This is a genomic window from Dyella psychrodurans, assembly GCF_003363265.1.
Classification (GTDB): domain Bacteria; phylum Pseudomonadota; class Gammaproteobacteria; order Xanthomonadales; family Rhodanobacteraceae; genus Dyella_B; species Dyella_B psychrodurans.
Genome location: NZ_QRBF01000005.1, coordinates 52,714 through 78,530, shown reverse-complemented (window position 1 = coordinate 78,530; position 25,817 = coordinate 52,714). Strand labels below are relative to the sequence as shown.

Sequence of the window (25,817 nt, the reverse complement as noted above, 5' to 3'; positions counted from 1 at the left end):
TGCTTACGCTCCTTCGTCGAATTTACGTTCGAACAGCTCCACCACCGCGCTCAACGCGTTGGTTTCGTCGGGCCCTTCCGCGCGGACGGTGAGCGGCGTGCCGATGCCGGCGGCCAACATCATCACGCCCATGATGCTTTGAGCATTCACTTCGCGTCCCTTGCTGATCAGCCAGACAGTGGATTTGAAACCTTGCACGAGCTGCACCAGCTTCGCCGATGCGCGCGCATGCAAGCCCAGTTTGTTGGAGACGACAATTTCTTTTTCAAGCATGGTCTATGAAGATCCCTCCGCGACCGCCGCTGGCCGCGATTTCCGCAAGTTCATCCAGCGGCTTGTCGGCGTAATTGAGCACGCGCAGCAGCATCGGGAGATTCAATCCTGACACGCAACGCAGCCTTACACCCAACGTTCCCAGCGACAACCCGATGTTGCAGGGGGTCGCACCATACAAATCAGCCAACACGAGCACGCCGTCACCGTGATCCAGTTCACGCGCGTGCTTGGCGGTGAGCGTGCGCATCACATCCGGATCGGAGCGCGCCGGTATCTCGACCGTGGCAACGCGCAGCGGCAGGTTCGGCAACACATGACGGGCGGCTTTCACCAGCGCTTGGCCGACCGACTCGTGAGTCATCAGTAACACGCCGACGCTCATGACACGGCGGCTTCTAAAGAGTTTGCTTGTGACAACATGGGAATCACTCAAGTTCACGATGGAAGGTCAACACACCTTCGCGTGTGGCGCGGTAGTGCGCGGCCAGTATTTCGACCAGATAGACCGAGCGATGACGACCGCCGGTGCATCCGAGGGAGATGGTGACGTAGCTGCGGTCGTCCGCTTCGAAGCGGGGCAGCCAGGCATCCAGCCAGCGCGTCGTGTCGGCGACGTATTCCTCGACCATCGGTTGCCGCTCCAGAAACTCGCGCACGGGAGCGTCTTTGCCCGACAGGGGGCGCAAAGTCGGTTCCCAGTGCGGATTGGGCAGGCACCGGGCATCGAACACGAAATCCGAATCCAGCGGTAGACCCCGACGGAACGCGAACGATTGGAACATCAAGGTCAGGCCGGCCGTGCTTTGTGCGTATCCGGTGGCGATCAGGCGGCGCAGCTGATGCACGTTCAATTCGGAGGAATCGATCACGCGCTCGGCGATCGCCATCAGCGGGCGCAGCAGTCGACGTTCTTCCGCGATGGCATCTGCCAGCGATCTGCCGCGCGAGGCCAGGGGATGGCGGCGGCGTGTCTCGGAGAAACGCTTCGTCAGCACGGCATCGCTGCAATCGATGAAGATCAAATGCACATGCACGTTTACCGCGAGTGCCGACAACACTTGCGGCATATGCCGGAAATCTTCGTCGCGATTGCGCACGTCCACGCCGACGGCAATGCGGCGACGGCGGCTGTCGCCGCGCGTGGCGGCTTCCACCAGTTGCGGCAGCAGCGCACTAGGCAGGTTGTCGACGCAGTAGAACTCGAGATCTTCGAGCGCGCGCAGTGCGACCGTTTTGCCGCCGCCGGACATGCCGGTGAGCACCACCAGGTGAATGGCGTTCGGATCGTCGGCCATGATGAGGTTTTCGGTTTGACTCATGAGATCACCAAGGTGGAAGTCGACGCATCTGGTGGGCCTGGCGATCCATGAAGCTCAGCGCCGGATCGATGCCTTTGCTCTTGAGCATGTGGCTGCGCACGGCCGCTTCCACCAGCACGGCAAGGTTGCGTCCGGGGGCGACGGGCAGGGTGATCATCGGCACCATCACGTCGAAGATTTCGCGATGCCCGACATCGCCGGTGAGGCGCGTCAGGGCGTCGGTGTATTCGCCTTCGCGCATCGGCTTGAGATGCACGACCAGGCGCAGGTACTTGGAGGTCTTTACCGAGGTATGCCCGAACATCTCGCGCACGTTGAGCACGCCCAGGCCGCGCACTTCAAGCAGGTCTTGCAGCAGCTCCGGACACGCGCCGTCGATGACGTCCGGCGCGATCAGGGTGAATTCGGGCGCATCGTCGGCGACGAGGCGATGGCCGCGGCTGATCAGTTCCAGCGCAAGTTCGCTTTTGCCCGAACCGGCTTCGCCGGTAATCAACACGCCGATCGAAAAAACTTCCAGCAATACGCCATGCAACGTCAGGCGCGGCGCCATCGTGCGCGCCAGGTGGTATTGCATCCAGGTCAGCAGTTCGTGGCCGCGCTTGGCGCTGATCCACAGCGGGGTGTTGGTTTCCTCGGCGACTTCGCGCAAGTCGGAGGGGATCGGCTGGTCCTTGGTTACGATGAAGGCGACCGGCTGCGTCCCGGCGGCCTTGTGGATGACCTCCCAACGCTGGCGCGAGTCCAGGGCGTCGAGATAGCTCAGCTCTTCGGTGCCGATGATCTGGATCTTGTTCGGATAAATCACATTGAGATAGCCGACCAGCGAGGGGCGGCGGGCCGGCGTCGAACCGTATTCGAGCACGCGCGTTTCCCCACGCATGCCCGCGACCCAGCGCAGCGCCATGCGCTCGTGGATGTCGTCGAAGAGTTGTCGTGCGGTGAGGCGATCCAAGTGCGTTCCTTTGCGCCGCGGGTGGCCTGGTTGGGGCGGCGGCAGGAACATTGTGCCAGTTTGGGCCCGGCGGCGCGTCGTCGCGCGGTCCGGTGGCGGGGAGTCGCCCGCCCCGGGAAGGGGCGGGCGGAGGGAGTTAAACGTATTGACGAACCTCCCGTACTTCACGCTGGTGCTTGTTACACAGCTTTTCACGGTAGCGGCGAAGTTGAGCCAGGAGCGTGTCGAACAGATGGTCAATGGAGACGTACATGTCGTTCTCGGCGGCCGCGGCATGCAGCGACTTGCCTGCCACGTTGAGCGTTCCTTCGGCGCGTTGTTGAAGCTTGTTCACAGAAAGAACGATATTCAGGCTGACTATGCGGTCGTCGAGGCGGGTCAATCGATCGAGTTTGGACTGAGCGTGATTGCGCAGAGCCTGGGTGACATCGATCTTTTGGCCACTGAGTTGGAATTGCATGGTACGCCTCCTTCTAGAGCTGCCGCGGGGGGCGGCGTTGATCGATGCGCTGATCGCCGTGAAACGATCGTTGCACCGTGAAGCTAAACCTTGGTCTCGAATATAAGAACGCTCCGACTGGTCGCAAGTTCCGAGGTGTGATGACACCGCGAGCCGTTCAGCTGCTGCGCTGTCGCTCGCTCGAACTCGGAATACGCAGGATTTCTCGGTATTTGGCGACGGTACGGCGAGCTACTTGAATGCCTTTGTTGTGCAACTCTTCGGCGAGTGCTTGATCCGACAAAGGTTTGCGCGGATCTTCGCCGTCGACGAGTTTGCGCAGCATGGCTTGAATGGCGGTGGCCGACGCACTGCCGCCATCCTCGGTGGAAACGCCACTGGAGAAGAAATACTTCAGTTCGTAGGTACCGCGCGGCGTGTGGATGTACTTGCGGGTAGTTACACGTGAAATGGTCGATTCGTGCATACCTACCTCCTCAGCTACTTCGCGCAGCACCAGCGGTTGCATCGCTTCCGGGCCGTAGTCCAGGAAGGCGCTCTGCCGGCGCACGATGGCTTCCGCCACCTTTAACAGTGTTTCGGCACGGGACTCCAAACTCTTGATAAGCCACCGTGCTTCCTGCAGCTGACCACGCATCCAACTCGCGTCGTCGCTGCGGGCCCGTGCGATTAGACTGCAATAGTGCTGGTTAAGACTTAGTTTCGGCTGGCTGTCCGGGTTCAGGACCACCCGCCAGCGGGTGCCGTCCTTGCGGGCGTAGACGTCGGGCGCCACGTATTCCACCGGGGTGGTGTCCATGGCGGCACCCGGGCGCGGATCCAGGCTACGGATCAGGATGGCGGCGGTGGTGGTGTCTTCCTCGCTGGCATGCAGCCGCCGAGCAAGCTTGGCCATGTCGTTGCGCGCCAACAGCTCCAGCTCGCTCTCCACGATGCGCAGTGCAAGGTCGCGATGCGGCGTGTTCGGATCGAACTGCTCGAGTTGCGCACGCAGGCAATCCTGCAGGTCGATGCTGCCGACGCCGGCAGGATCGAAATGTTGCAGTTGCCGGCGCACGCTTTCCACTTCGTCCAGCGTGGCCTTCAAATGCGGCGGCAGCGCGGCGAGCACGGCGTCCAGGCCTTCCGCGAGATAGCCGTCCGTATTCAGCGCGTCGATCAGCACTGTGGCAATCGCCTTGGCGCGGGGATCCATCGGTGTGAGATTGAGCTGCCACAGCAGGTGTTCCTGCAGCGACTCCGGCGCCACGTTCTGCGGCTCCATGCCGTCGTCGTCGCGGTTGTTCTGACTGCTGCTGCCGCTGCTGCTGCCGTTGGTCGATGAAAAATCGATCGGCTCGTCGGTGCTGATCTCGGCTTCGGTCCAATCCGGAGCTTCATCGTTTTCGTTGCTTGTGGACGAATCGCCGTTGCTGGAAGACGCCGATTGGAATTCGGTTTCGAATTCGCCGTCGACAGCTTCTTCCTCCTGCTCCGGTTCGGCGTCTTCGGCGAACTCAAGCAAGGGATTGGCTTCGGCGAGTTGGCGCAACTCCGCGGCCAGCTCCAGCTGCGACAATTGCAGCAGGCGAATGGCCTGCTGCAATTGTGGCGTGAGAGCCAGTTGCTGATTGAGGCGAAACTGAAGTCCCGGTTTCATGCCTGCCAAAGAGGTGGATTTGGCCTCATCCTAACCCTTCGCCGGAGTGCCGGCCATAGCCGCCGCGAGCGGAGGCGCAGGCCGTGTTCGCGGATGTGAAACGGCGCAAATTGCAACTTGTGCGGCGGGTTTGAATGGAGTATTACAGTCGGAATTCACGACCCAGATAAACCTCGCGCACTTTTTCGTCCGCCAGGATGTGCGCCGGGGTGCCGCGCGAGAGAACCTCGCCTTCGTTCATGATGTAGGCGCGGTCGCAAATACCCAATGTCTCGCGCACGTTGTGATCGGTGATCAGCACGCCGATGCCGCGTTCCTTGAGGTGTCGCACGATGCGTTGGATTTCGCCGACCGAGATCGGGTCCACGCCGGCGAACGGTTCGTCCAGCAGCATGTAACGCGGTTCGGCGGCGAGCGCGCGGGCGATTTCCACGCGGCGACGCTCGCCGCCAGAGAGACTGATGCCTTTCTGGCCCGCGATGTGCGCGATCTTCAGTTCGTCGAGCAGGCTTTCGAGCTGTGCGTCGCGCTTGCGTTGATCCGGTTCGCGCAATTCGAGTACGGCCATGATGTTGTCGGACACGCTCAGGCGGCGGAATACCGATGCCTCCTGCGGCAGGTAACCGATGCCGAGCTTGGCGCGTGCATGCATGGGCAAGCCGGTGATGTCCTGCTTGTCGAGCTTGATGACGCCGCCGTCGGCTTCGATCAGGCCGACGATCATGTAGAAACAGGTGGTCTTGCCGGCGCCGTTGGGGCCGAGCAGGCCGACCACTTCGCCCTGGCGAATGGAGAATTGGAAATCGCGCACGACCTGACGTGCGCGGAAACTTTTTTGCAGGCCTTCTGCGGAAAGCATGAGTAACGATTATCCCTTGGTCGGCGCGCTGCTGGCGGATGCCGGCGCTGCGGCTGGCTTGGCGGGTGCGGGAGCAGGTGCGCCGGTGGTTGCGGCTGCCGGCGCGCCGTGCTTCGGCGGCGGCAGCGGTTTCTGTTTGGGCAGGAACATCATCGACACCGGACCTTCGCCGCCGCTCTCGCCCACCATGTAACCGGTGTTGGTGTTGTACGTGAGCTTGGCGCCGTTGGCGTCGCCCTTGTTCTGTTGATGCACGATCGCGTGGCCGGTGAGAATCGCGATGCTGTTGACGTTGTCGTAGTACAGCTGATCGGCATCGCCGGTCATCAGGTTGCCGTTGTCGTCGATCTGCTCGATGTGCGGACGCTTCTTCGGCGTGCCGGTCACGACGATGTGGTCGACGGACGTGTCTTCCTTGGCCGTCCAGATCTTGGCGACTTCGCCGGTCAGCTTCATGGTGCCCTGGGTCATCAGCACGGTGCCGGTGAAGGTGCTTACCGAGTTGGGCTGGTTGTAACCGTCCATGCTGTCGGCGTGAACGACATGGATCGGCTGATTGCGATCATCCTGCCTTGCCAATGCTGGCTGCAGGAGCAAGAGACCGGCAGTCAACAGGCTTAGCCGCAGCATTGTTCTGGCTTGAATACAGCAGGCCGTGCACGTCATTGAGCAACTCCAGATGGTTATCGTTTAGGCTGGCGCGCATGCCGACGCCATTCATTACGCTCGCTCCCTGCGTCATGACGGCCGGGTCCGCAGTTTGGATGCGGTTTTCTTTCGGCCAGCCGGTGACATTGGAGGTGCATAATGTTGCCATGGGACTCAATACTCCCGTGGCGCTTTGTTTGAAGGCAGGGCGCTGCATGTACACCGGGCCATTGAGCTGCATCAGCGTGCCGCTCTTGTTGACCCAGCCGAACGGGGCGTTGCCGTGCCAATCCGGTACGCCCGGTTTTTTCGATTTGATATCGAACACCGGAGTGTTGATGTACATCGACTCGTCGCCGGCGCGACGATCCATGCGCGGCGCGCTCATGGTGAAGCTCAACAACCCGTTGACGTCGTAGCTCCACACCGTGGAGTTGTAGAGGACGTAATCGGCAATCGGCGGTCCCACGAAATCGTTGACCGGCGTCGTGCCCGCCACCCAGCGCTGCAGCATCCAGCTTGCAGGTGCCGCGATGGCCAGTATCACGATCGCAACGGTGGTGCGGTTATCGCGCAGGTATTGGCGAAAGTTCATCGCCAGTGCTCCTGTTCCGCCAGCGTCTTGCCCTGCGCATGCAGGATGAGATCGCACACTTCGCGCACGGCACCCTGGCCGCCGGCAAGACGGGTCTGCCAATGCGCCTGTTCGGCCACCCACGGGTGGGCGTTGGCGACTGCCACGGAAAGCCCGGCGATGCGCATCGCGGGGATATCGGGGAGATCGTCGCCCACGAAGGCGGCTTCTTCCGGCTGCAGGTTCAGGGCCTCGATGATCTGCTCCAGGCAATCGCGCTTGTTGCCCTGTCCCTGATAGACGTGCGTGATATCGAGCTCTTCCGCACGCAACGCCACGGGGTGGCTGATGCGCGCGCTGATGATCGCAACGTGCACGCCATTCGCTTGCAGCCGTTTCAGGCCCAGGCCGTCGTGCACGTGAAACACCTTCGTTTCGTGACCGCTCTCGCTGTACCACAGACGGCCATCGGTAAGCGTGCCATCGACGTCGAAGGCAGCCAGGCGAATCCTGGCGGCACGGGCAAGCAGCTCGGCAGGGAGATGTGCGAGGTAATCCATGAAATTCCCGTCAGACCACGCGTGCGCGCAGCAGGTCGTGAATGTTGAGCGCGCCTACGACACGTTGCGCCTCGTCCACCACCAGCAGCGCGTGAATCTGGTATTTCTCCATCAGCTGCGCAGCTTCGATGGCGAGCTTGTCCGCGCCGATGACCTTGGGGCCGCGTGTCATCAGGTCGCTGACCTTGGCATTGCGCAGGTCCACGCCGTCGTCGTCCAGCGCGCGGCGCAAGTCGCCGTCGGTGAACACGCCCAGCAGGCGCTGATCGTGGTCGACCACGGCGGTCATGCCGAGATGCTTGCGGGTCATTTCCATCAGGGCTTCGGTCAGGCTCGCATCGGGTGAAATCATCGGGACGCCGGTGCCGGTGTGCATGACGTCGCTGATATGCAGCAGCAGACGGCGGCCCAGGCTTCCGGCGGGATGAGAACGCGCGAAGTCCTCAGAGGTAAACCCGCGGGCTTCCAAAAGTGCGATCGCCAGCGCATCGCCCATGACCAGGGCGGCGGTGGTGCTGGCGGTGGGGGCCAGGCCCAGCGGGCAGGCCTCGGCCGAGATGCCGGCATCCAGATGCACGTCGGCCTGGCCGGCCATGGAGGAATCCGGGTTGCCGGTGATGGCGATCAGCGGGATGCCCTGGCGCTTGATTACCGGGAGGATGAACAGGATCTCGTCCGTCTCACCAGAGTTGGAGAGCGCCAGCACCACGTCCTGGGGCAGGATCATGCCCAGGTCACCATGGCTTGCTTCGCCGGGATGGACGAAGAAGGCCGGGGTGCCCGTGGAGGCCAGGGTGGCGGCGATCTTGCGGCCCACGTGGCCGGACTTGCCCATGCCGGTGACCACCAGACGACCCTTGCAGGCCAGGATGATCCGGCAGGCATCCACGAAAGCCCCGTCGATCCTGGGCTCCAGGGCGCGGATGGCGGCCGCCTCGGTGGCGATCACCGTACGCGCGCTATGCACGATGGCGGCGGCGTCCACCCGGGTGGATTTGGCTTTGGCGATGGGTGCGTTCATGCGTCCTCAGTGACGGCTAGCGGTGGCCGCCGGTCGGTCCGTGTCGTTTCTGCGACAGCAGATTTCCATTAACATGGCATATTCGCATTCTATCTTGATGCCTGACGCCCATGGCCCGAATCTTTTGCCGGCCGGCGTTCAGGATCTCCGCAGTGGAAGAACAATGGACGCAGCCAGCATCCAGGCAATGATCGAAACAGGCCTACCCGGCGCCCAGGCCCATGTGCAGGGCGACGACGGCGTGCATTTCGAGGCCGAAGTGGTGGCCGCGCAGTTCGCGGGCAAATTGCCCCTGGCGCGCCACCGGCTGGTTTACGCCACACTGGGCGATCTGATGGGCGGCGCGATTCATGCGCTGGCACTCAAGACCCTGACACCCGAAGAGGCCGCCGCGCGCCGTTAAAGGTTGCCGCAGCACCCTTCGGTATTCGCTTTTCCAAGGATTCCCGATGGCCAAAATTCTGATCAGCGGCGGCGAGCCGCTACGTGGTGAAGTAGGTATTTCCGGCGCCAAGAACGCCGTATTGCCGATCCTCGCCTCCTGCTTGCTGGCCGACGAGCCAGTGACGATCAGCAACGTGCCGCACCTGCACGACGTCACCACCACCATGGAACTGCTCGGCCAGATGGGCGTGCAGCTGGTGCTGGACGACCGCATGAAGATCCAGGTCGATCCGCGCTCGACCGACCGCTATTTCGCACCGTACGAACTGGTCAAGACCATGCGCGCCTCGATCCTCGTGCTCGGGCCGCTGGTGGCGCGCTTCGGCCAGGCGGAAGTCTCGCTGCCCGGCGGTTGCCAGATCGGCTCGCGTCCGGTCGACCAGCACATTCGCGGCCTGCAGGCGCTGGGCGCGGACATCGAAGTCGAGAATGGATACATCAAGGCACGCGCCAAGCGCCTGAAGGGCGCCCGCATCGTCATGGACATGGTGACGGTGACCGGCACCGAGAACGTGATGATGGCCGCCGTGCTCGCCTCGGGCACCAGCATCATCGACAACGCGGCGCAGGAGCCGGAAGTCGTCGACCTGGCCAATTGCCTGAACGCGATGGGCGCGCAGATCGAAGGCGCCGGCACGTCGACCATGGTGATCCACGGTGTGGAGCGCCTGCACGGCGCTTCGTACGAAGTGCTGCCCGATCGCATCGAAACCGGCACGTTCCTGGTAGGCGCCGCGATGACCGGCGGCAAGGTGCGAGCCCGCAATGCGCGCGCCGATACGCTCGATGCCGTGCTGGCCAAGCTGGAGGAATCCGGCGCACACATTTCCACCGGTCCCGACTGGATCGAGCTGGATATGCAGGGCCGTCGTCCGAAAGCGGTGAACATCACCACGGCGCCGTATCCAGCGTTCCCGACCGACATGCAGGCGCAGTTCACCGCGCTCAATTGCGTGGCCGAAGGCGTGGGCATCATCACCGAGACGGTGTTCGAAAACCGCTTCATGCACGCGCACGAGTTGCAGCGCCTGGGCGCGGACATCCGTCTGGAAGGCAACACCGCGATCATCCAGGGCGTGAGCAAGATGAGCGGTGCGCCGATCATGGCGACCGATCTGCGCGCCTCTGCCTGCCTGGTGCTGGCGGGGTTGGTGGCCGAGGGCGATACGACAGTCGATCGCGTGTATCACATCGATCGCGGTTACGAGAACATCGAGGAAAAGCTCGGTACGCTCGGTGCGAAGATTCGTCGTTTGCCGACGTAACGCGGATCGCAAGATGGAAATGAAAACGGGCCGCGTCAGCGGCCCGTTTGTCTTAGAGCCTGTCTACGATCTCTGCGCGGCCTGCATGGTGTCTGAGCGGCCGTCAGGTGGTAGTGCGTGGCGCAGTGCAGACTGGCTGTCTGGTCAAGCCGCGCGCTGCCGCATGACGGCCGTTCAGACACCACCCGTAGGGCTGGTTCTGTTTGTTCGCCATGCGGCGTCCTCGCTCGGTTACGTATCGACATACGCGCCCTCGCTCCTCCTTGCCTGGCGAACAAACAGAGCCAGTGCAGGCCGCGCAGAGATCGTAGACAGGCTCTTATGGCGTGCTGTAGTGAACCAGCTGCATGGTGAGATCGCCGCCTTCGCTCTGCTCCATCTTCACCGGCAGCGGAAACTGCTTGGGCACGTACCACGCGTCGAAGTGCTTGTCCGAATCGGTGCGCGTCACGCGTTCGGCCTGGAAGCTGCCCGCCGGCACCTTCACTGTTTCGGTGCCCTGCACCTTGAACTGCTGCTGTTCTACGCGCTGCTTGACGCCTATCGGCAACGTCACGCTCTGACTGCCGCTGCGCAGCGCCAGGCCAATGGCCAGCAGCGTCGTGTTGCGGTCAACCATGCCTGGCGCGGCGGCATAGTTGGTAGGGCCCTTGCCGTCGTCGACGCTTACCTGCTTGGTATTCCAGTCCACCTGCATGATGCGTTGCTTGGTTTTGAACGCACTCACCTTGGAGTTGTAGGTTTCGGTTTCCGGCGCGTTGTTGTTCCAGCGAAAGCGCGTGACGTCGCTGGTATTGGCGCCGACCATGGCAGCGAGCCCGGATGTGCCGTGGATCTGATTGCTGTACTCGTATTCGCCGTTGCCGAGCGACTTGAGCGTGATGGTCGCCTCACCCATTGCCTCGCCGCCGCGCGAAACCTGATAGGTCGCGGTGAACGGCGTCGGCCCCGAGGCAAACGCAGCAGTCGTGAACACGGCCAGCGTGGCGCCGGCGAGCAAGGTGCGGGAGAGTTTGAGTATGCGCATGGAGCGGCAGTGTACGCCGGCATCCTGAACGCTTGATTGCAAGTGCGAAGGTCAGCGGACCAGCGCGCCGTCTTGCCACCGCAAGGGTTTGCGAAGGGGTTCGCCGTCGAAGGTGACGACGTCGGCATGGAACGACAACCGCCCAGCGGCGATCAGTGCAACAACAGCAGGCAGCAACTGGTGCTCGAGCGGTAACAGTCGCGCGGCAAGTGTGTTCTCGTCATCGTCCGGCCCGATCATCAATGCGGTTTGAGCAATCACTGGACCGCCATCCAGCTCGGCAGTCACGTAGTGCACGCTGGCGCCGTGTTCGCGATCGCCGGCCTTGATGGCGCGACGATGCGTGTGCAGGCCGCGATACTTCGGAAGCAACGACGGATGGATGTTGATCATCCGGCCTACCCACGGTTTGAGCGCGTCGCCGTCGATGATGCGCATGAATCCCGCAAGCACCAGCAAATCCGGTTTGCTGGCCGCGATGCGTTCGAAAAGCGCGAAATCGTAATCGCGGCGTTCGGCGTAGTCGCGCGGGTCCAGCACCAGCGTTGGAATGCTTGCCATCTCTGCGAGCTGCAGCGCGCCTGCATCGGCTTTGTCGCTGCCAACCAAAACAAATTCCACCGGCAATTCGCCGCGATCGCGCGCAGCCAGGAGCGCGGCGAAGTTGCTGCCACGTCCGGAAGCCAGTATTGCGATGCGAAGAGGCGAAGGCATGGGTGACGGCCCCTCCCTGAAAGAGAGAGGGAGTGATTCAGCCGATATGAACGCGCTCATCGCCCTTTGCAGGGACGACTTCGCCGATCACCGAGGTCTTCAAGCCGTGTTTTGCCAGCAGGGTCGATGCTGCGGTGACGGCATCGCGCGGCAGGAGAATGGTGAAGCCGACGCCGCAATTGAACGTGCGCCACATTTCCTCGCGCGGCACATTGCCTTCGCGCATCAGCCAGTCGAACACCGGCGGCAGCACGACGGCGGAGGCGTCGATGTGGAGGCCCAGTCCGTCGGGTACAACGCGGATGATGTTTTCCTTCAGGCCACCACCGGTGATGTGCGCCATGCCATGCACGGGAACCGAGGATTTGAGCAGTTCCAGCATCGGCTTGACGTAGATCGTGGTGGGCGCCATCAGTGCGTCGGCGAGCTTCACGCCACCGATGTCGAGATCGAGCGGGCTGCCCGCGCGCTCGACGATCTTGCGGATCAGCGAGTAACCGTTGGAATGCGGACCGGAGGAGGCCACGCCGAGAATTACGTCGCCGGCCACCACGTTGTCGCCGCTGAGCAAGGCTTCTTTTTCCACTGCGCCGACAGTGAAGCCGGCCAGGTCGTATTCGCCCGGCGGATACATGTCGGGCATTTCCGCGGTTTCGCCGCCGATCAGCGCGCAGCCGGCCAGCTCGCAACCCTTGGCGATGCCGCCGACCACGGCCACCGTGGTGTCGACATCCAGCTTGCCGGTGGCGAAGTAATCGAGGAAGAACAGCGGCTCGGCGCCCTGCACCAGCACGTCGTTCACGCACATGCCGACCAGATCGATGCCGATCGTGTCGTGACGGCCCAGCTGCTGCGCAAGCTTGAGCTTGGTGCCCACGCCGTCGGTGCCCGACACCAGCACGGGCTCCTTGTAGCGCGTGCCGAGGTTGAACAGGCCCCCGAAGCCGCCCAGCCCGCCCATCACTTCGGGTCGGAAGGTACGCTTGACCAGCGGCTTGATGCGTTCGACCACGGCATTGCCGGCATCGATATCCACGCCGGCGGCGCGGTAGGTGAGGGCGTCGGACATGGTGAACCTGCGCTTCGGAAAACATCCAATGATAGACGTTAAGCGTCGGATTGGGCAGACTTTCCTTCATATCCCCGCCCTGAGTCCGGCCCGCCCATGCGCCTGTCACGTCTGCTGATCGTCACCTTGCTGCTCGGCTTCGTTACGGGGTTGCCGCGGATCGCCCTCAGCCAGGTCGCGCCACCGCCCACCTCGCCATACACGGTGGTGGTGCCGGTGTCCGACGTGAGCGATGCCCAGCGCGGCCAGGCCTTCTCCACGGCGCTGGGGCAGGTGCTGACGCGCGTTTCGGGTGGCGAAGACCTCACCGGCAAGGCCGGTTACGGCGATGCCCTGCAGAATGCCGCCGGCATCGTCAAGAATTTCCAGTATCAGCGCGGGGAGGGCAATCCGCCCACGCTCACCTTGGCAATCACTTTCGACCAGGGTGCCGTGCAGCGGTTGATCACGGGGTTGGGAGCCACCACCGCAGGCGTGAAGCCGCCAGTCTTGCTGGTGGTCCGCGGCGCCGATGGCAAGGTTCTCGGCAAGGGCGATCTCGGCGCGCTTGCCGATGCCGTGGGCAAGCGCGGTTATCCGGTCAGCTTCGCCGATCCTTCCCAGCTTCCGGACCTGGACAAGCTCTCCACGGCCGATCCGGCCGCCATGTCGGCTATCAGCCGTCTGTATCACACCGGACTGGTGCTGTTGGGCGATGTGCATGCCAACGGCGCGGACTGGACCCTCATCAGCGGCGGTCAGGCCCAGCACTGGAATGCCCAGGGCAGCGGCAACGATCTGCTCGCCGGTGGCGGCAACACCGCCGCCGATCGTCTCGGCCAGGCGCTGAACGTGATCGGTGCCACCACGGTCGACGGCAAGCTCTGGGTGTCCGGCGTGCATTCGGCGATGGACTACGCCAACTTGCTGACCGTGCTTCGGTCCGATCCGTCGGTGCAGAAGGTCACTACGCTGGGCGCGCAGGATGATGGCCTGTTGCTTGCGGTGAAAGCCGGCACGCCGCTCGATGGACTGGCTGCCAACCTGACTGCGGGTGGTCGCCTGATGCAGGGCAGCGCGCACGATGGCGCAGACGTCAGCCTGCGCTGGCTGCACTGAACGCCCATGGTCGCCGCGATGCCCGCTGCGTCGCATTCGCCCTGGCGACATTTGCCCAACGCCATCTCCATGCTGCGGGTGCTGCTGGTCGCGCCCATCTGCTGGCTGCTGTGGCATCGACAATGGTCCTCCGCGCTGATGCTGGTGGCCGTCGCGGGCGTGTCGGACGGACTGGATGGCTTCCTGGCGCGCCATTACGGCTGGCAAAGCCGGCTTGGCGGCATGCTGGACGCGATCGCCGACAAATTGCTGCTGGTCAGCTGCTTCGTGATTCTGGCCTGGCTGGGTGAGGCGCCGTTGTGGCTCGCGGCGATCGTATGCGGACGCGATCTGGTGATCGCGTGCGGCGCCTTGCTTTGGCGGCTTCTGATCGGTCGCATCTATCCGCAGCCCAGTCTGCTGTCGAAAGCCTGCACGCTGATGCAGATCGTCTATCTGCTCACCGTGCTGCTGGCGCTGGCCCACTGGCCGGCGCCGGACGCGACGCCCTTCGTCTGGCTGGTGGCCGCGCTTTGCGTAGCCAGTGGGGCGGACTACGTAGTGCGCTGGTCGCATCGCGCATGGCACACCCGCCGCGCGGTCTGAGGCGGGCGCAAGACTTTGAACGGCTATCGACATCGGCGACACTTCCCGTCACGCCCACACCGATGAGCCATTCGTGTCCATAAGCCAAGAGACATCCCGCCGCTGGCAGTTGCTGGCGATCACCGTCGCCATCGGGTTGCTGGTGTGGCTGCTTGCGCCCGTGCTGATGCCTTTTGCGGTTGCCGCGATGCTGGCGTATCTGGGCGATCCGATGGCCAACCGGCTGGAAAGGCTGGGTATCGGACGCGCGCTGGCGGTAAGCATCGTGTTCATCGTGCTGATCCTGGCCATCGTCGCCACTTTGCTTTTGCTGGTGCCTTTGATCGCACGCCAGATCGAAAACCTGGTGGAGAACTTTCCGCGCTACGTGGAGTGGTGCAGGGACGCCGCGCTGCCCTGGTTGCAGGCGAAACTGCATCTGGATCCGAATGCCTTCGACACCGACCGGTTGATCGCCGAGATCAAGTCGCACATCGGTTCGATCGGCAGTGTGCTCGGCAAGCTGTCGCGCTCGGGTCTCGGCGTGGTGGCTTGGTTGACCAACCTGGTGCTGATCCCGGTGGTGTGGTTCTACCTCTTGCGCGACTGGGATCGCCTGGTGACGTGGATCGATCGCATATTGCCGCGCTCGATCGAACCCACCATCGCGCATCTGGCGCGCGAGTCGGACGCCGTACTTGGTGCGTTCGTGCGCGGACAGTTGCTGGTGATGCTGGCGCTTGCGATCTACTACGGCACGGCGTTGACGGTGGTCGGCATTTCGGTCGGCCCGCTGATAGGCATGGTCGCGGGGTTGCTGAGCTTCGTGCCGTATCTCGGTTTCATCACCGGCTTTGTCGCGGCGATCATCGCCTCGCTGGTGCAGCACGGCGATTGGACGCATCTGCTGATGGTGGTGGGCGTTTTCGTCATCGGCCAGTTGCTTGAAGGCTATGTCCTCGTGCCCAGGCTCGTGGGCGAAAAAATCGGGCTGCATCCTGTGGCCGTGATCTTCGCCGTGCTGGCGGGCGGTTATCTGTTCGGATTCCTGGGCGTGCTGCTGGCCTTGCCTGCGGCCTCGGTGATTCTCGTCCTCTTGCGGTATCTCGCCGAACGCTACAAGCAAAGCGACCTGTATACCGAAGAAGGTCCGCCGGACACGGCGATCGCCGAGGTCGATGTCGACATCGCCGAGGACAAAAGCGGCGACGTGCATGCGCAGACGCGCGTCATTCAAGGCGGGGATTCGTCCAAGCCATGACCGCGCAGTTGCCGTTGAGCCTGCGCTGGCCGCGTCGCCAGCGTTTTGAGCATTTCCATGCAGGCACCAATGCGGCCGTGGTGGCTGCGCTGGGTACGCTTGCCATGCAACCGGGCGCGCCGTGGCTGTATGTGAGCGGCATATCCGGCAGCGGCAAAAGCCATCTTCTGATGGCGGCCTGTCAGGCGGCCAGCGAAGCGGGCCGCGCCGTGCAATATCTGCCGTTGAAAACAGTGCGCGATCACGCCGCGGCGATTCGGGGCGTCGCGGGCAGCGAATTCCTCGCGCTCGACGATCTCGATGCGATGGCCGGCGAACGGGATGCCGAGCATGCCTTGTTCGATCTCTACAACCGTGCGCGCGCCGAAGGCACGGCATTGCTCTTTGCGGCCGAATCGGTACCGGCGCAATTGCCGTTAACGCTGCCTGATCTGCGTTCCCGTCTGGGCGCTTGTACGCAGTTCGCGCTCAAGCCGCTGGACGATGCGGAGCGGCGCGAAGTGCTGAAGAACCAGGCCAAGTTACGCGGCATCGAGCTGGACGACACGGTGCTGGATTGGCTGTTCGCGCGTTACGCGCGCGACATCGGCGCCTTGCTCGATCTGCTCGATCGCCTGGATCAGGCGTCGCTGGCGGCGCAGCGGCGGATCACTGTTCCATTCCTGCGCGCGTTTCTGCGCGAGGCGAGCTGAGAAAACGCGGGCCGTAGAAGGTTCTTCATGGTAGGGATCGCATGATGGACAACACGAACATCACATTCTCGCAGGCCGAAAAGGACGTCATCGTCCGCAAGATCAAGCTCTATTTTTCCGAGGAGCTGCAACAGCAGATAGGTGGTTTCGACGCGGAGTTTCTTCTCGACTTCTTCGCGAAGGAAATCGGCGCATACTTCTACAATCGCGGCCTGTACGACGCGCAGGCGGCGCTGGCGAGCAAAATCGACGACATCCAGGACGCGATTTTTCAACTCGAGCGCCCCACCGAGTTCCAGCGCTGAATGCGTCATCGGAGAGAGGCATGATCGATCATATAAGCATTTCCGCGAGCGACCGTGCTCGACCCGGATGGGAACAACATCGAAGCAGTGTGTCGCCAGTCGGAGTAATGGCTTCCGCTTGAGCGGTGGGTGTCGGTAGGTCTACAAGAGGACGACTCTCATGATTTGTCGCATATGGCATGGACGAACACCTCGGGAGCGGGCGGATGAGTACGCCGCGTTCCTGAAGGAACGAGCGATTCCCGACTACCGTTCGGTGCCCGGCAATATCGATGTCGCGATACTGCGTCGCGATGAGGGCGACGTTGCACACTTCCTCACGGTCACGCACTGGATCTCCGAGCAGGCGATTCGCGCCTTTGCCGGGGACGATCTCCTGAAAGCGAAGTACTACCCGGAAGATGCCGGGTTTCTTCTCGAGTTCGAGCCGCAGGTACAACACTTCGACGTGGTAGCCGAGCAGGCATCCTGCTGAGTCTCTGACGTTTGTGGAGTGACTGACATGACGACTTCCGTTCGTTCCTCGCGCGACATCATCATCCGAACCGGCGACTGGGCCGCGGCGACGGAGTTTTATGCGTCGGCGTTGGGCTTCGAACTGGTGTATCGAGGCCAGAACATGGTGGGGTTCGAGACAGGTTCGTTTCGTCTTTACGTCGAAAAAGGCGAAGCGCACGGCCCTGTCTTCGATTTTCTGGTGCCTGACGTGCAGGCAGCGAAAGCGAAGCTGGTCGCTGCGGGATGCGCGCTCGTCGAGGAAGATGCCTCCGTGCCGCGTTGCTATCTTCGCGATCCATTCGGCGTCACGTTCAATCTCGGGTTGCGCGATTCGTCGTCGCCATGAAAAAAGGCGCCCGAGGGCGCCTTTTTTGTCGTCGAACGGAATCGGTCAGGCTTTGAGCAACGATGGCGTCGCGTTGGCGCCGATCGCTTCGGCCATCGCCTTCACCACGTGCAGATTGCCAGCGATGATGTTGCCGCTTTCCGGAATGCCGTCGCGGCAGGCGAAGTCGCAATATTGACCGCCGGCTTCGCGCACGAGCAAGGCGCCGGCGGCCATGTCCCACGGCTTGAGGCCGATTTCAAAGAAGCCGTCGTAGCGGCCCGCCGCGGTGTACGCCAGGTCGAGCGCGGCGGAGCCGGAACGGCGAATGTCTTCCGCCTGCGCAAGCAGCGCGCGCGTCATGGCCAGCTGCGAATCGAGATGGGCACGCTGGCGATACGGGAAACCGGTGGCGATCATCGCGCCGTTGAGGTTCTCTCGCTTGGTCACGCGGATGCGGCGGTCATTGAGATAGGCGCCGTCGCCCTTGCTGGCGGTGAACAGTTCGTCGCGCAGCGGATCGAACACCACCGCGTAAACCGGCTCGCCCTTGTCGAGCATTGCGATGGACACGCTGAAATGCGGAATGCCGCGCAGGTAGTTGTGTGTGCCGTCCAGCGGATCGATCACCCAAACCAGCGAGCCTTTGCCCGACGCTCCGCTTTCCTCGGCGAGGATGGCGTGTTGGGGATAGGCGCGGCGCAGTTCCTTGACGATCTCGGCCTCAGCCAGCTTGTCGACCTCGGACGCGAAGTCCATGCGTTGCTTTTCAACGACGTTGAGGCCCTCGATGCGATTCATGTAACGCAGGATCACGTTACCAGCGGAGCGCGCGGCGCGTACCGCGACGTTGACGGCGGGTCTGGTCATGGCTTTGGCTTGGCAAAAGAACGGGTTAGCGGCCGGCGATTCTAGCAGATGACGGGGGTCGGTGCCCCGGCAGGGCCTTGTCGACTATCCTTTCCGGCTGATTCGCCTTCGATATTCGCCGCATGACCACCACCCACGACCTTCCAGACAGCTTCCGCTTCGTGCTCGTACGCACCTCGCATCCGGGCAATATCGGCAGCGCGGCGCGGGCGATGCGCACGATGGGCTTTACCCGCATGGAACTGGTATCGCCGCATCGTTTTCCCGATCGCGAGGCCTCCGCATTGGCGGCCGGTGCCGATGATGTGCTGGAGGGGGCCGGGGTTCATCAGGGGCTGGTGGATGGGCTGGCCGGGGTCAATCTGGCCCTGGGTCTTTCGGCGCGTCGCCGCGGGGTCAATTTGCCTGAGTTGTCACCGCGCGAAGCGGCGGCGCAAGCATTGGCGGCGGCTCGGCGTGGCGAACGCGTGGCGTTGGTTTTCGGCAATGAGCGCACCGGGCTGGAGAACGAAGAGCTGGCGCGTTGCCATGCGATGGTGCGCATTCCCAGCGTCGACGATTTCAGCTCGTTGAACCTGTCGCAGGCCGTGCAGGTGATGGCGTATGAGTTGCGCGTCGCGTTGCTGGGCGAGCTTGCGCCCGCACCGCCGCCGCTGCACGACGAGCCGCCCGCAGACGCCGCGCAGATGGAGCGCTTCTATGAGCATCTGTCGCAAACGCTCGACGACATCGATTTTCACAAGGGACGTGCACCCACCACGATCATGCTTCGCCTGCGCAAGCTGTTTCAGCGTGCGCAGATGGACGAACGCGAGTTGCGCATGTTGCATGGCATTTTTGCCGATGCGCAGCGCATGGCGCGTCTGGCTGGCGAGAAAAAGTAGCGCACAAAAGCTCTCCTTTTTGGAGAGGAGGGGTGCTAATGCTTACTGCTCGTCGTCGGCCAGTTCGATGCGTGGCGCCGGTGTGATGAGCAGCTTGTCGATGCGCGCACCGTCGAGATCCACCACTTCGAATCGGATGCCGCGCCACGCGAACACTTCGCCCGTTAGGGGGATATGCCCAAGCGCAGCCATCACCATGCCGGCCGCGGTGCGGAAGTCGTGTTCTTCCTCGCCCGGCAGGTTGTCCACGTGAAGCAGTTCGCGCAGGTCGTCGGTGGAAATGGCACCGTCGACCAGCCAGCTGCCGTCTTCGCGCTGCACGATCGGCGAATGTTCCTCGCTGCCGTGACCGAGCTGGCTGGCACCGACCACGGCGGCCAGCAGATCGTTGAGGGTGACTACACCTTCGATGTCCCCGTATTCGTCCACCACCAGCGCCATCGGCGTTTCCGCGTCGCGAAATTCTTCCAGCAGATCCAGTGCGCGTGCGGTGGCCGGCACATAGAGCGGTTTGGCCAGCGTGCGAAACAGATCCGGCTTTCCGGCAGTGATGCTGCGAAGCAGGCTTTTCACTTCCAGCACGCCGACAATATCGGCTTCATCGCTGCGATACACCGGGTAGCGCGAATACGGCGTTTGCCGCAGCACTTCCAGGTTTTCCGCCAAGGGGGCCGTGATGTCCAGCCACGCGATGCGCGTGCGCGGACTCATCACGCTGTCGACCGTGCGGTCGCCCAGGCGCAGTACGCGATTGACCATCGCCTGTTCGTCGGCATCGAGCACGCCTTGTTCGGTGCTTTCGGCCACCAACAGGCGGATCTCCTCTTCGGTCGCCGCGCTTTCGCCACGACTCTTTACGCGCATGATCATCAGCAATAGCCCGCTGGACCGGTTGAGCATCCACACAAAAGGGGCCGTGGCGCGCGAGAGCACCAGCATCGGCATGGCGACGTAGCCGGATAGTTTTTCCGGCGCCGACAGCGCCAGGCGCTTGGGCACCAGTTCGCCGATCACGATCTGGATGAACGAGATGCCGACAAAGCCCAGCACGATGCCGATGATCCGCGCATAGGGCGCCAGCCAGCCCAGCGTTTCGACCTGAAGCAGCGCGGCGATGTGCGTGCCGGCCGCATCGCCGGCCACGGCACCGGTGATCATCATCACCATGGTGATGCCAACCTGAACGGTCGACAGGAAGTGCTCCGGGGCCTCCGCGTGCCGCAAGGCGATGCGGGCGCGGCGGCTGGTGCGGGCCATCTGCTTCAGGCGGCTCTTGCGCGAGGCGACCAGCGCCATCTCTGAAAGCGCAAAGAAACCGTTGAACAGGGCGAGGATGAGGACGAGCGCGACAGTTGTCAGCATCGCGACAGGGCATCTAGTGCGGGCATGGCACCAGTGTAAGGCATCGCAAGTGGTGCGGTGCGGCAGGGGGCTCCTGTAACATGCGCGTCACATTTGCCCCCGTATCCAGGCACCCCTGCATGTTTTCACTCCAGACGATTTTCGGCAAAGGCGACAAGTTCTACGGCCTGCTCGAGCAGAGCGCCGAGGCCGCCCGCGAAAGTGCCAAGGCGCTGCATGAACTGGTGACCCATACCGACCATGCGCCGGTGATGGCAGCCTTCGCCTCCGCACGCTCGCGGGAGAAGGCGCTGGCGGCGCAGATCAGCGAGGAGTTGGTGAACACCTTCGTGACGGCGCTGGATCGTGAAGACATCGAGGCACTCAACACCTCGCTGTACAAGATTCCGAAAGCGATCGAAAAGTTTGCCGAGCGCTACGAAATCGTAGTGAGCCGCCTGCACGGGGTGGATTTCGGCCAGCGCGCGCTCGTGCTGACGCGAGCCACCGAAGTGGTGGCGCAGATGATCGGCGAATTGCGCAACGGCTTGCGCATCGATCCCGTGAAGAAGTTGCAGGATCGCCTGCAAACGCTGGAATCGGAAGGCGATCGCCTGCTGCTGGCGCCGTATCGCACGCTCTACATCGAAAGCAACGACGCCATGCGCGCGATGCTGGCGAAGGATCTGTTCGAGCTGATCGAAAAGGCCATCGACAAGTGCCGCGACGTCGGCAACATCGTTTATTCCATCGTGTTGAAGAACTCCTGAGGAATTCGCCTTGCACGCTTTCCTTGATGCATGGCGCGCGTCCGCAGGAGTGAGCGCATGAGCCTTGGCCTTGTTGTCATCGTGGTGCTGATCGCACTCGTTTTTACCTACATCAACGGTTTTCACGACACCGCCAACTCCATCGCCACGGTGGTCGCCACCAAGGTGCTGACGCCGGGGCAGGCGGTGCTGTTGGCGGCGATCACGAACATGATCGGCGCGCTGTGGGGCACGGCGGTGGCGGCGACGATCGCCGCCGGCATCGTCAACACGGGCGTGGTCGAGGCGGGGCCGCAATTGCTGATCTGCGCTCTGCTCGCAGCCATCGTGTGGAATCTCATCACCTGGTGGCTGGGTTTGCCGTCCAGTTCGAGTCACGCGCTGGTCGGCGCTCTGGTTGGCGCGGCGATTTCGGCATCAGGCGGGCGTTTCGATGCGGTGATCTGGGCCCACGGCGCGGCGCATTGGTGGGAAGGCAAAGGCGTGATCCCCAAGGTGGTGGTGCCGATGGTGGTGTCGCCGGTGATGGGTTTCGCGCTCGGCTTCCTGCTGATGGGCAGTCTGTATGCGCTGCTGGCGTGGTTTGCGAGCCGCAAGGGCGTGCTGCGCTACCTGGGGCGCACGCCGTTCGTGAACAGCTTTTTCGGCAAGGCGCAGATTTTGTCGGCCAGTGCGATGGGTCTCGCGCACGGCATGAACGACGCGCAAAAGAGCATGGGCATCATCGCGCTGGCGCTGGCGAGCGCGACGGCCGCCGGGCAATTCGACGGCCTGCCGCATTGGCTTTCCTTCCTGCGTATCCATGAATCGACGGCGGGCGGCTTCACTGTGCCGTCATGGGTGGCGGTGGTCTGCGCCCTCACCATGGCTGGCGGTACGGCCGGGGGCGGCTGGCGCATCATCAAGACCCTCGGTCACCGGATGGTGAAGCTGCATCCCATCAACGGCCTTGCGGCAGAGGGCAGTTCGGCGCTGGTGATCCTCGGGGCCTCGATGTTCGGCCTGCCGGTGTCCACCACGCATGTGGTGTCGTCGTCGATCATGGGGGTGGGCGCGGCCAAGCGCTTCAACGCCATCCGCTGGTCGGTGGTGGAACGCATGGTGTGGGCGTGGATTCTCACGCTGCCCGTCACGGCGATGATTGCCTACGGGTTCGTCTGGCTGGCCCGCCACTGGAGCTAGAGCTAGAAGGTGTCGCCCCCGCTGACGATCACCTGTTCCAGCTGATCGCCCAGGCTGCCCAGTTCGCCGATCAGCCGGCGCAATTCCTGCTGATCGAGCAGCTCGTACGGCCGGTTTTCGCACAGGTGCAGATAGGGCGAGCCATCGAGGTCCGCCACCGCCAGGAAGCCGTTGCGCTGTTCCCAGTTGAAACGCAGGCAGCGCTTGGGATCGGTGCCGGAGAGCGGGCCGATGGGCGTGGAGATCCGCAGGTAGCGGCGGCCGCCTTCATCTTCCAGTTCGGCCAGGTAGATGCCCTGGTGACGCCCGTGCGGCAGCGCCAGATCGAAGCTGATCAGGTACGGATCGTTCTGCCGCAACGGATGCAGGCTGCCGATCAGCGAACGCACGGCCTCGAAGTGATGCATGACGCGATTCGAATAGAAAACGGACGGACTGATACTCTGCCACGAGCTTCGTGAAGGTGCACCTGTCATGAAAGAGGAATATTTGAAGGTCTTCGAGGCGATCGCCGCCATTCCGCCCGGTCGTGTCGCCAGTTATGGCGCGATTGCGGCGCGTGCGGGTCTGCCGGGCCGCGCACGCCTGGTCGGCCGGCTGCTGGGCGAGGTGCCCGATGGCATGACGCTGCCGTGGTTTCGCGTGCTCCGTTCCAATGGCCAGATCGCGATGCCGCCCGGCAGTCGCGGTTTTCGCGAGCAGAGCCGCTTGCTGCGGGCCGAGGGCGTGGAAGTGAAGAACGGGCGCGTGCCTCTGTCGCGCTTCGGTCTCGACGCGGATGTCGATCGCGAATTGTGGGGCATACCCGGTCGTTAGTGGACGGGGCCGATGCGCGTTGTCGTCGTCGGCTTCCCTACATCTCAGACGCGTAGTGACGCCATTCCGTTTGTTTCGACTACATATCCCGCGTGAGCCGTGTGAGCCGGTTTGCTAGCATGCAGCGGATGTCCGCCACGTCCCTAGAAATTCTGCAGAGCGTTTTTGGTTACGCTCACTTCCGAGATCCGCAGCAAGCCATCGTCGAGCACGTTGCCGAAGGCGGCGACGCGCTCGTGCTGATGCCCACGGGTGGCGGCAAGTCGTTGTGCTACCAGATTCCCGCGCTGCTGCGGCAGGGCACGGGCATTGTCGTGTCGCCGCTGATTGCGCTGATGCAGGACCAGGTCGACGCGCTGCGCGAAGCAGGCGTGGCGGCGGCGTACCTCAATTCCAGCCTCGACGCGCAACAACAGCGCGACATCGAAAAGCAGTTGCTCCATGGCGAGCTGAATCTGCTTTATGTCGCACCGGAGCGCTTGCTCACGTCGCGCTTCCTGGAATTGCTCGAACGCACCGAGATCGCATTGTTCGCCATCGACGAAGCGCATTGCGTTTCGCAATGGGGGCACGATTTTCGACCGGAATATCGCGAACTGACGATTCTTCACCAGCGTTTTCCGCAGGTGCCGCGAATCGCGCTCACGGCGACTGCCGATCCGCGCACACGTGCCGAGATCGTCGAACGCCTGGCGCTCGACGATGCAAAACAGTTTGTCTCGAGTTTCGACCGACCCAATATTCGTTATCGCGTCGGATTGCGCCACAACGCACGGCGCCAGTTGCTGGATTTTCTAGGCGATCGTCGTGGCGACGCGGGCATCATCTACTGCCTGAGCCGCAAGAAAGTGGACGACACGGCCAGTTCGCTGACCGAGGCGGGCATCGAAGCACTGCCTTATCACGCTGGGTTGGACGCCGCCACGCGCGCGGCCAATCAGACGCGTTTCCTGCGCGAAGACGGCGTGGTGATGGTCGCGACGGTCGCCTTCGGCATGGGTGTCGACAAACCCGACGTGCGTTTCGTGGCGCATCTGGATCTGCCGCGCAGCATGGAAGGCTATTACCAGGAAACCGGCCGCGCCGGTCGCGATGGATTGCCCGCCGAGGCCTGGATGATCTACGGCCTGTCGGATGTGGTGACGATGAGCCAGATGATCGCGCAGTCCGAATCGGCCGACGATCGCAAGCGCGTCGAGCGGCAAAAGCTGGAATCGTTGCTCGCGTATGCCGAAGCGACACGCTGTCGTCGCGAGCTGCTGCTCGGCGCGTTCGGTGAAGATTTTCATGGGCCATGCGGCCGTTGCGACAACTGCGTCGAACCGCCCAAGACATGGAATGCCACCGTGCCTGCGCAAAAGGCCCTATCGGCGGTGTATCGCAGCGGCCAGCGCTTCGGTTCGGGTCACGTGATCGACATCCTGCGCGGCATCGACAGCGCACGCATGGGCGAGTTGGGTCATGACCGCCTGTCCACCTTTGGCATCGGTGCCGATATGGATGAAAAGCAATGGCGTTCCGTATTTCGCCAACTGCTGGCGGCAGGTTTGCTGGCGACGGACGGCGAGGGTTTCGGAACGTTGCGTCTTACCGCGGCCAGCCGCGATGTGCTGGTCGGCAACCAGACTGTGCACATGCGCGAAGAAACGCGCGAGGCGCGCCGCGTTTCGCGCCGTCGCGACAGCCAATTGGTGACGGGCGCGAGCCTGGGCATCGAAGCTTACGAACAGCCGCTCTGGGAGGCCTTGCGCGCGTTGCGTGCGCGCCTGGCCAAGCAGCACGGCGTTCCCGCCTACGTGATCTTCCACGACGCCACCTTGCTGGCCATGCTGCGTGCGATGCCGGAGAACGAGGACGATCTTGCTTCGATCAGCGGCGTCGGCGAAGCCAAGCTAAAGCGTTACGGGCGCGATTTCCTTGAAGTGATCAATGCCCCGGAATAAGAGCCTGTCCTCACCGTTCGCGTGGCCCGCGCTACGCGAACGGTGAGGATAGGCTCTAAAGGGTGCGACCGATCATCCGTGATCAGTCACACCACGACTCGGACGACCCTGGATCCGCCGCGAGCGGCGCACGCGCGCCTGCGAGGGATCGACACTGCTGGTTCTGAATGTGTTGGTGGCGCGCGCCAGTCGCGCATGCGGCAAGGCGGGTTCCTCGGCGATGTAACGCCATTCGCCCAACGTCTGCGGAAGGCGTGCCTGGGGCCAGGCCAGGCGCAGCGCATCCAGCGCCGCTTCCGCCGAATCGTGCCGCGCCCATTCGCGTGCCTCGATCAGCGAACGCCAACGGTGACCGTGTCGAACAATGCGAAACAGGCCGCGGCTGGACGGAAAAACGTACTGCGACATCATCGGGAGCTACTCCATTTCCGATGGAGC

The 25,817-nt window shown here is 63.1% G+C and carries 32 protein-coding genes; 14 read left to right on the top strand and 18 right to left on the bottom strand.

What is annotated here, in order from left to right:
- Positions 1-3: 3 nt before the first annotated feature.
- From DWU99_RS13605 to DWU99_RS13555, 11 genes are all read right to left on the bottom strand, one after another.
- Positions 4-273, bottom strand: coding sequence for an HPr family phosphocarrier protein (locus tag DWU99_RS13605; RefSeq protein WP_115478615.1), 270 nt, complete (start codon positions 271-273; stop codon positions 4-6).
- Positions 266-658, bottom strand: coding sequence for a PTS sugar transporter subunit IIA (locus tag DWU99_RS13600; protein ID WP_115478614.1), 393 nt, complete (start codon positions 656-658; stop codon positions 266-268). Before DWU99_RS13600 ends, DWU99_RS13605 begins: the two co-directional genes overlap by 8 nt.
- A gap of 43 nt (positions 659-701) precedes the next feature.
- Entirely contained in the window at positions 702-1,595 is an 894-nt protein-coding gene (rapZ, locus tag DWU99_RS13595) for an RNase adapter RapZ (protein ID WP_115478613.1), read from the bottom strand.
- A 4-nt stretch (positions 1,596-1,599) separates the two neighbouring features.
- Entirely contained in the window at positions 1,600-2,601 is a 1,002-nt protein-coding gene (gene hprK / locus DWU99_RS13590) for an HPr(Ser) kinase/phosphatase (protein WP_233511141.1), read from the bottom strand.
- A gap of 85 nt (positions 2,602-2,686) precedes the next feature.
- Positions 2,687-3,010: a ribosome hibernation-promoting factor, HPF/YfiA family gene (gene hpf / locus DWU99_RS13585; RefSeq protein ID WP_115478611.1), complete on the bottom strand. Its 324-nt coding sequence runs from the start codon at positions 3,008-3,010 to the stop codon at positions 2,687-2,689.
- A 157-nt stretch (positions 3,011-3,167) separates the two neighbouring features.
- A complete protein-coding gene (locus DWU99_RS13580; protein ID WP_115478610.1) occupies positions 3,168-4,649 on the bottom strand; it encodes an RNA polymerase factor sigma-54 in 1,482 nt (493 codons plus the stop codon).
- Between the two features lie 142 nt (positions 4,650-4,791).
- Entirely contained in the window at positions 4,792-5,508 is a 717-nt protein-coding gene (lptB, locus tag DWU99_RS13575; protein WP_115478609.1) for an LPS export ABC transporter ATP-binding protein, read from the bottom strand.
- 9 nt (positions 5,509-5,517) lie between these two features.
- Positions 5,518-6,087, bottom strand: a complete 570-nt coding sequence (gene lptA, locus DWU99_RS13570) for a lipopolysaccharide transport periplasmic protein LptA (protein WP_233511140.1) — start codon at positions 6,085-6,087, stop codon at positions 5,518-5,520.
- Positions 6,071-6,751, bottom strand: coding sequence for an LPS export ABC transporter periplasmic protein LptC (gene lptC, locus DWU99_RS13565; protein ID WP_115478607.1), 681 nt, complete (start codon positions 6,749-6,751; stop codon positions 6,071-6,073). The genes lptA and lptC overlap by 17 nt, the downstream gene beginning before the upstream one ends.
- On the bottom strand, positions 6,748-7,290 hold the full coding sequence (locus DWU99_RS13560; RefSeq protein WP_115478606.1) for a KdsC family phosphatase: 543 nt from the start codon (positions 7,288-7,290) through the stop codon (positions 6,748-6,750). The genes lptC and DWU99_RS13560 overlap by 4 nt, the downstream gene beginning before the upstream one ends.
- Positions 7,291-7,300: 10 nt before the next feature.
- Complete coding sequence (locus DWU99_RS13555) at positions 7,301-8,311, bottom strand: KpsF/GutQ family sugar-phosphate isomerase (RefSeq protein WP_115478605.1); 1,011 nt, start codon at positions 8,309-8,311, stop codon at positions 7,301-7,303.
- A 163-nt stretch (positions 8,312-8,474) separates the two neighbouring features.
- Here DWU99_RS13555 and DWU99_RS13550 point away from each other — a divergent pair, with 163 nt between their 5' ends.
- A complete protein-coding gene (locus DWU99_RS13550) occupies positions 8,475-8,714 on the top strand; it encodes a BolA family protein (RefSeq protein ID WP_115478604.1) in 240 nt (79 codons plus the stop codon).
- 46 nt (positions 8,715-8,760) lie between these two features.
- Complete coding sequence (gene murA / locus DWU99_RS13545; RefSeq protein ID WP_115478603.1) at positions 8,761-10,020, top strand: UDP-N-acetylglucosamine 1-carboxyvinyltransferase; 1,260 nt, start codon at positions 8,761-8,763, stop codon at positions 10,018-10,020.
- 319 nt (positions 10,021-10,339) lie between these two features.
- Here murA and DWU99_RS13540 read toward each other — a convergent pair whose 3' ends face one another.
- Genes DWU99_RS13540 through purM form a run of 3 tightly spaced genes read right to left on the bottom strand, consistent with a single transcriptional unit; the run spans position 10,340 to position 12,830 of the window.
- Entirely contained in the window at positions 10,340-11,047 is a 708-nt protein-coding gene (locus DWU99_RS13540; protein ID WP_115478602.1) for a DUF3108 domain-containing protein, read from the bottom strand.
- Positions 11,048-11,098: 51 nt separating this feature from the next.
- On the bottom strand, positions 11,099-11,761 hold the full coding sequence (gene purN / locus DWU99_RS13535; protein ID WP_115478601.1) for a phosphoribosylglycinamide formyltransferase: 663 nt from the start codon (positions 11,759-11,761) through the stop codon (positions 11,099-11,101).
- A gap of 37 nt (positions 11,762-11,798) precedes the next feature.
- Complete coding sequence (gene purM / locus DWU99_RS13530; RefSeq protein ID WP_115478600.1) at positions 11,799-12,830, bottom strand: phosphoribosylformylglycinamidine cyclo-ligase; 1,032 nt, start codon at positions 12,828-12,830, stop codon at positions 11,799-11,801.
- Positions 12,831-12,926: 96 nt separating this feature from the next.
- Between purM and DWU99_RS13525 the strand changes: the two genes are divergently transcribed.
- From DWU99_RS13525 to DWU99_RS13495, 7 genes are all read left to right on the top strand, one after another.
- Positions 12,927-13,928, top strand: coding sequence for a DUF2066 domain-containing protein (locus DWU99_RS13525; RefSeq protein ID WP_115478599.1), 1,002 nt, complete (start codon positions 12,927-12,929; stop codon positions 13,926-13,928).
- 6 nt (positions 13,929-13,934) lie between these two features.
- Positions 13,935-14,513 carry a CDP-alcohol phosphatidyltransferase family protein gene (locus DWU99_RS13520; protein ID WP_199535802.1) on the top strand — a complete coding sequence of 193 codons (579 nt, stop codon included), beginning with the start codon at positions 13,935-13,937 and terminating at the stop codon, positions 14,511-14,513.
- 73 nt (positions 14,514-14,586) lie between these two features.
- A complete protein-coding gene (locus DWU99_RS13515) occupies positions 14,587-15,753 on the top strand; it encodes an AI-2E family transporter (protein WP_115478598.1) in 1,167 nt (388 codons plus the stop codon).
- Positions 15,750-16,445 (top strand): DnaA regulatory inactivator Hda, encoded by a 696-nt coding sequence (gene hda / locus DWU99_RS13510; protein ID WP_115478597.1) that lies wholly within the window; start codon positions 15,750-15,752, stop codon positions 16,443-16,445. Before DWU99_RS13515 ends, hda begins: the two co-directional genes overlap by 4 nt.
- Positions 16,446-16,489: 44 nt before the next feature.
- Positions 16,490-16,750, top strand: coding sequence for a DUF2164 domain-containing protein (locus DWU99_RS13505; protein ID WP_115478596.1), 261 nt, complete (start codon positions 16,490-16,492; stop codon positions 16,748-16,750).
- 160 nt (positions 16,751-16,910) lie between these two features.
- Positions 16,911-17,225 (top strand): antibiotic biosynthesis monooxygenase family protein, encoded by a 315-nt coding sequence (locus tag DWU99_RS13500; RefSeq protein ID WP_115478595.1) that lies wholly within the window; start codon positions 16,911-16,913, stop codon positions 17,223-17,225.
- 27 nt (positions 17,226-17,252) lie between these two features.
- Positions 17,253-17,594, top strand: coding sequence for a VOC family protein (locus DWU99_RS13495; protein WP_115478594.1), 342 nt, complete (start codon positions 17,253-17,255; stop codon positions 17,592-17,594).
- 45 nt (positions 17,595-17,639) lie between these two features.
- Here the strand turns inward: DWU99_RS13495 and DWU99_RS13490 are convergent, their stop codons facing one another.
- Complete coding sequence (locus DWU99_RS13490; RefSeq protein ID WP_115478593.1) at positions 17,640-18,443, bottom strand: inositol monophosphatase family protein; 804 nt, start codon at positions 18,441-18,443, stop codon at positions 17,640-17,642.
- Between the two features lie 122 nt (positions 18,444-18,565).
- On the opposite strand from DWU99_RS13490, the gene DWU99_RS13485 reads away from it, so the two are divergent.
- Positions 18,566-19,327 carry an RNA methyltransferase gene (locus DWU99_RS13485; protein WP_115478592.1) on the top strand — a complete coding sequence of 254 codons (762 nt, stop codon included), beginning with the start codon at positions 18,566-18,568 and terminating at the stop codon, positions 19,325-19,327.
- 42 nt (positions 19,328-19,369) lie between these two features.
- Here the strand turns inward: DWU99_RS13485 and DWU99_RS13480 are convergent, their stop codons facing one another.
- Positions 19,370-20,689 carry a hemolysin family protein gene (locus tag DWU99_RS13480; protein WP_115478591.1) on the bottom strand — a complete coding sequence of 440 codons (1,320 nt, stop codon included), beginning with the start codon at positions 20,687-20,689 and terminating at the stop codon, positions 19,370-19,372.
- Positions 20,690-20,808: 119 nt separating this feature from the next.
- On the opposite strand from DWU99_RS13480, the gene DWU99_RS13475 reads away from it, so the two are divergent.
- Both DWU99_RS13475 and DWU99_RS13470 read left to right on the top strand, forming a co-directional pair.
- A complete protein-coding gene (locus tag DWU99_RS13475) occupies positions 20,809-21,438 on the top strand; it encodes a DUF47 domain-containing protein (protein ID WP_115478590.1) in 630 nt (209 codons plus the stop codon).
- Positions 21,439-21,495: 57 nt separating this feature from the next.
- Entirely contained in the window at positions 21,496-22,620 is a 1,125-nt protein-coding gene (locus DWU99_RS13470) for an inorganic phosphate transporter (protein ID WP_115478589.1), read from the top strand.
- A 2-nt stretch (positions 22,621-22,622) separates the two neighbouring features.
- Here DWU99_RS13470 and DWU99_RS13465 read toward each other — a convergent pair whose 3' ends face one another.
- Positions 22,623-23,027 carry a hypothetical protein gene (locus DWU99_RS13465; RefSeq protein WP_115478588.1) on the bottom strand — a complete coding sequence of 135 codons (405 nt, stop codon included), beginning with the start codon at positions 23,025-23,027 and terminating at the stop codon, positions 22,623-22,625.
- Between the two features lie 67 nt (positions 23,028-23,094).
- Here DWU99_RS13465 and DWU99_RS13460 point away from each other — a divergent pair, with 67 nt between their 5' ends.
- Together DWU99_RS13460 and recQ are read left to right on the top strand one after the other, a co-directional pair.
- Complete coding sequence (locus DWU99_RS13460) at positions 23,095-23,436, top strand: MGMT family protein (RefSeq protein WP_115478587.1); 342 nt, start codon at positions 23,095-23,097, stop codon at positions 23,434-23,436.
- 119 nt (positions 23,437-23,555) lie between these two features.
- Complete coding sequence (gene recQ / locus DWU99_RS13455; protein WP_425476819.1) at positions 23,556-25,379, top strand: DNA helicase RecQ; 1,824 nt, start codon at positions 23,556-23,558, stop codon at positions 25,377-25,379.
- Between the two features lie 72 nt (positions 25,380-25,451).
- Here recQ and DWU99_RS13450 read toward each other — a convergent pair whose 3' ends face one another.
- Positions 25,452-25,790 carry a hypothetical protein gene (locus tag DWU99_RS13450; protein ID WP_199535801.1) on the bottom strand — a complete coding sequence of 113 codons (339 nt, stop codon included), beginning with the start codon at positions 25,788-25,790 and terminating at the stop codon, positions 25,452-25,454.
- Positions 25,791-25,817: the final 27 nt, after the last annotated feature.

Bases quoted from the DNA above. Each gene is read 5' to 3' on its own strand.
- DWU99_RS13560 (WP_115478606.1), bottom strand. From the start codon at position 7,290: ATGGATTACCTCGCACATCTCCCTGCCGAGCTGCTTGCCCGTGCCGCC.
- DWU99_RS13460 (WP_115478587.1), top strand. From the start codon at position 23,095: ATGAAAGAGGAATATTTGAAGGTCTTCGAGGCGATCGCCGCCATTCCG.
- DWU99_RS13470 (WP_115478589.1), top strand. From the start codon at position 21,496: ATGAGCCTTGGCCTTGTTGTCATCGTGGTGCTGATCGCACTCGTTTTT.
- purN (WP_115478601.1), bottom strand. From the start codon at position 11,761: ATGCCTTCGCCTCTTCGCATCGCAATACTGGCTTCCGGACGTGGCAGC.
- hprK (WP_233511141.1), bottom strand. From the start codon at position 2,601: ATGTTCCTGCCGCCGCCCCAACCAGGCCACCCGCGGCGCAAAGGAACG.
- DWU99_RS13505 (WP_115478596.1), top strand. From the start codon at position 16,490: ATGGACAACACGAACATCACATTCTCGCAGGCCGAAAAGGACGTCATC.
- recQ (WP_425476819.1), top strand. From the start codon at position 23,556: ATGCAGCGGATGTCCGCCACGTCCCTAGAAATTCTGCAGAGCGTTTTT.
- DWU99_RS13525 (WP_115478599.1), top strand. From the start codon at position 12,927: ATGCGCCTGTCACGTCTGCTGATCGTCACCTTGCTGCTCGGCTTCGTT.
- DWU99_RS13480 (WP_115478591.1), bottom strand. From the start codon at position 20,689: ATGCTGACAACTGTCGCGCTCGTCCTCATCCTCGCCCTGTTCAACGGT.
- purM (WP_115478600.1), bottom strand. From the start codon at position 12,830: ATGTCCGACGCCCTCACCTACCGCGCCGCCGGCGTGGATATCGATGCC.
- murA (WP_115478603.1), top strand. From the start codon at position 8,761: ATGGCCAAAATTCTGATCAGCGGCGGCGAGCCGCTACGTGGTGAAGTA.
- hpf (WP_115478611.1), bottom strand. From the start codon at position 3,010: ATGCAATTCCAACTCAGTGGCCAAAAGATCGATGTCACCCAGGCTCTG.
- DWU99_RS13495 (WP_115478594.1), top strand. From the start codon at position 17,253: ATGACGACTTCCGTTCGTTCCTCGCGCGACATCATCATCCGAACCGGC.
- rapZ (WP_115478613.1), bottom strand. From the start codon at position 1,595: ATGAGTCAAACCGAAAACCTCATCATGGCCGACGATCCGAACGCCATT.
- DWU99_RS13540 (WP_115478602.1), bottom strand. From the start codon at position 11,047: ATGCGCATACTCAAACTCTCCCGCACCTTGCTCGCCGGCGCCACGCTG.
- DWU99_RS13520 (WP_199535802.1), top strand. From the start codon at position 13,935: ATGGTCGCCGCGATGCCCGCTGCGTCGCATTCGCCCTGGCGACATTTG.
- DWU99_RS13550 (WP_115478604.1), top strand. From the start codon at position 8,475: ATGGACGCAGCCAGCATCCAGGCAATGATCGAAACAGGCCTACCCGGC.
- DWU99_RS13490 (WP_115478593.1), bottom strand. From the start codon at position 18,443: ATGACCAGACCCGCCGTCAACGTCGCGGTACGCGCCGCGCGCTCCGCT.
- DWU99_RS13605 (WP_115478615.1), bottom strand. From the start codon at position 273: ATGCTTGAAAAAGAAATTGTCGTCTCCAACAAACTGGGCTTGCATGCG.
- lptC (WP_115478607.1), bottom strand. From the start codon at position 6,751: ATGAACTTTCGCCAATACCTGCGCGATAACCGCACCACCGTTGCGATC.
- DWU99_RS13555 (WP_115478605.1), bottom strand. From the start codon at position 8,311: ATGAACGCACCCATCGCCAAAGCCAAATCCACCCGGGTGGACGCCGCC.
- DWU99_RS13465 (WP_115478588.1), bottom strand. From the start codon at position 23,027: ATGCATCACTTCGAGGCCGTGCGTTCGCTGATCGGCAGCCTGCATCCG.
- DWU99_RS13500 (WP_115478595.1), top strand. From the start codon at position 16,911: ATGATTTGTCGCATATGGCATGGACGAACACCTCGGGAGCGGGCGGAT.
- lptB (WP_115478609.1), bottom strand. From the start codon at position 5,508: ATGCTTTCCGCAGAAGGCCTGCAAAAAAGTTTCCGCGCACGTCAGGTC.
- DWU99_RS13600 (WP_115478614.1), bottom strand. From the start codon at position 658: ATGAGCGTCGGCGTGTTACTGATGACTCACGAGTCGGTCGGCCAAGCG.
- DWU99_RS13485 (WP_115478592.1), top strand. From the start codon at position 18,566: ATGACCACCACCCACGACCTTCCAGACAGCTTCCGCTTCGTGCTCGTA.
- DWU99_RS13450 (WP_199535801.1), bottom strand. From the start codon at position 25,790: ATGATGTCGCAGTACGTTTTTCCGTCCAGCCGCGGCCTGTTTCGCATT.
- DWU99_RS13580 (WP_115478610.1), bottom strand. From the start codon at position 4,649: ATGAAACCGGGACTTCAGTTTCGCCTCAATCAGCAACTGGCTCTCACG.
- hda (WP_115478597.1), top strand. From the start codon at position 15,750: ATGACCGCGCAGTTGCCGTTGAGCCTGCGCTGGCCGCGTCGCCAGCGT.
- DWU99_RS13475 (WP_115478590.1), top strand. From the start codon at position 20,809: ATGTTTTCACTCCAGACGATTTTCGGCAAAGGCGACAAGTTCTACGGC.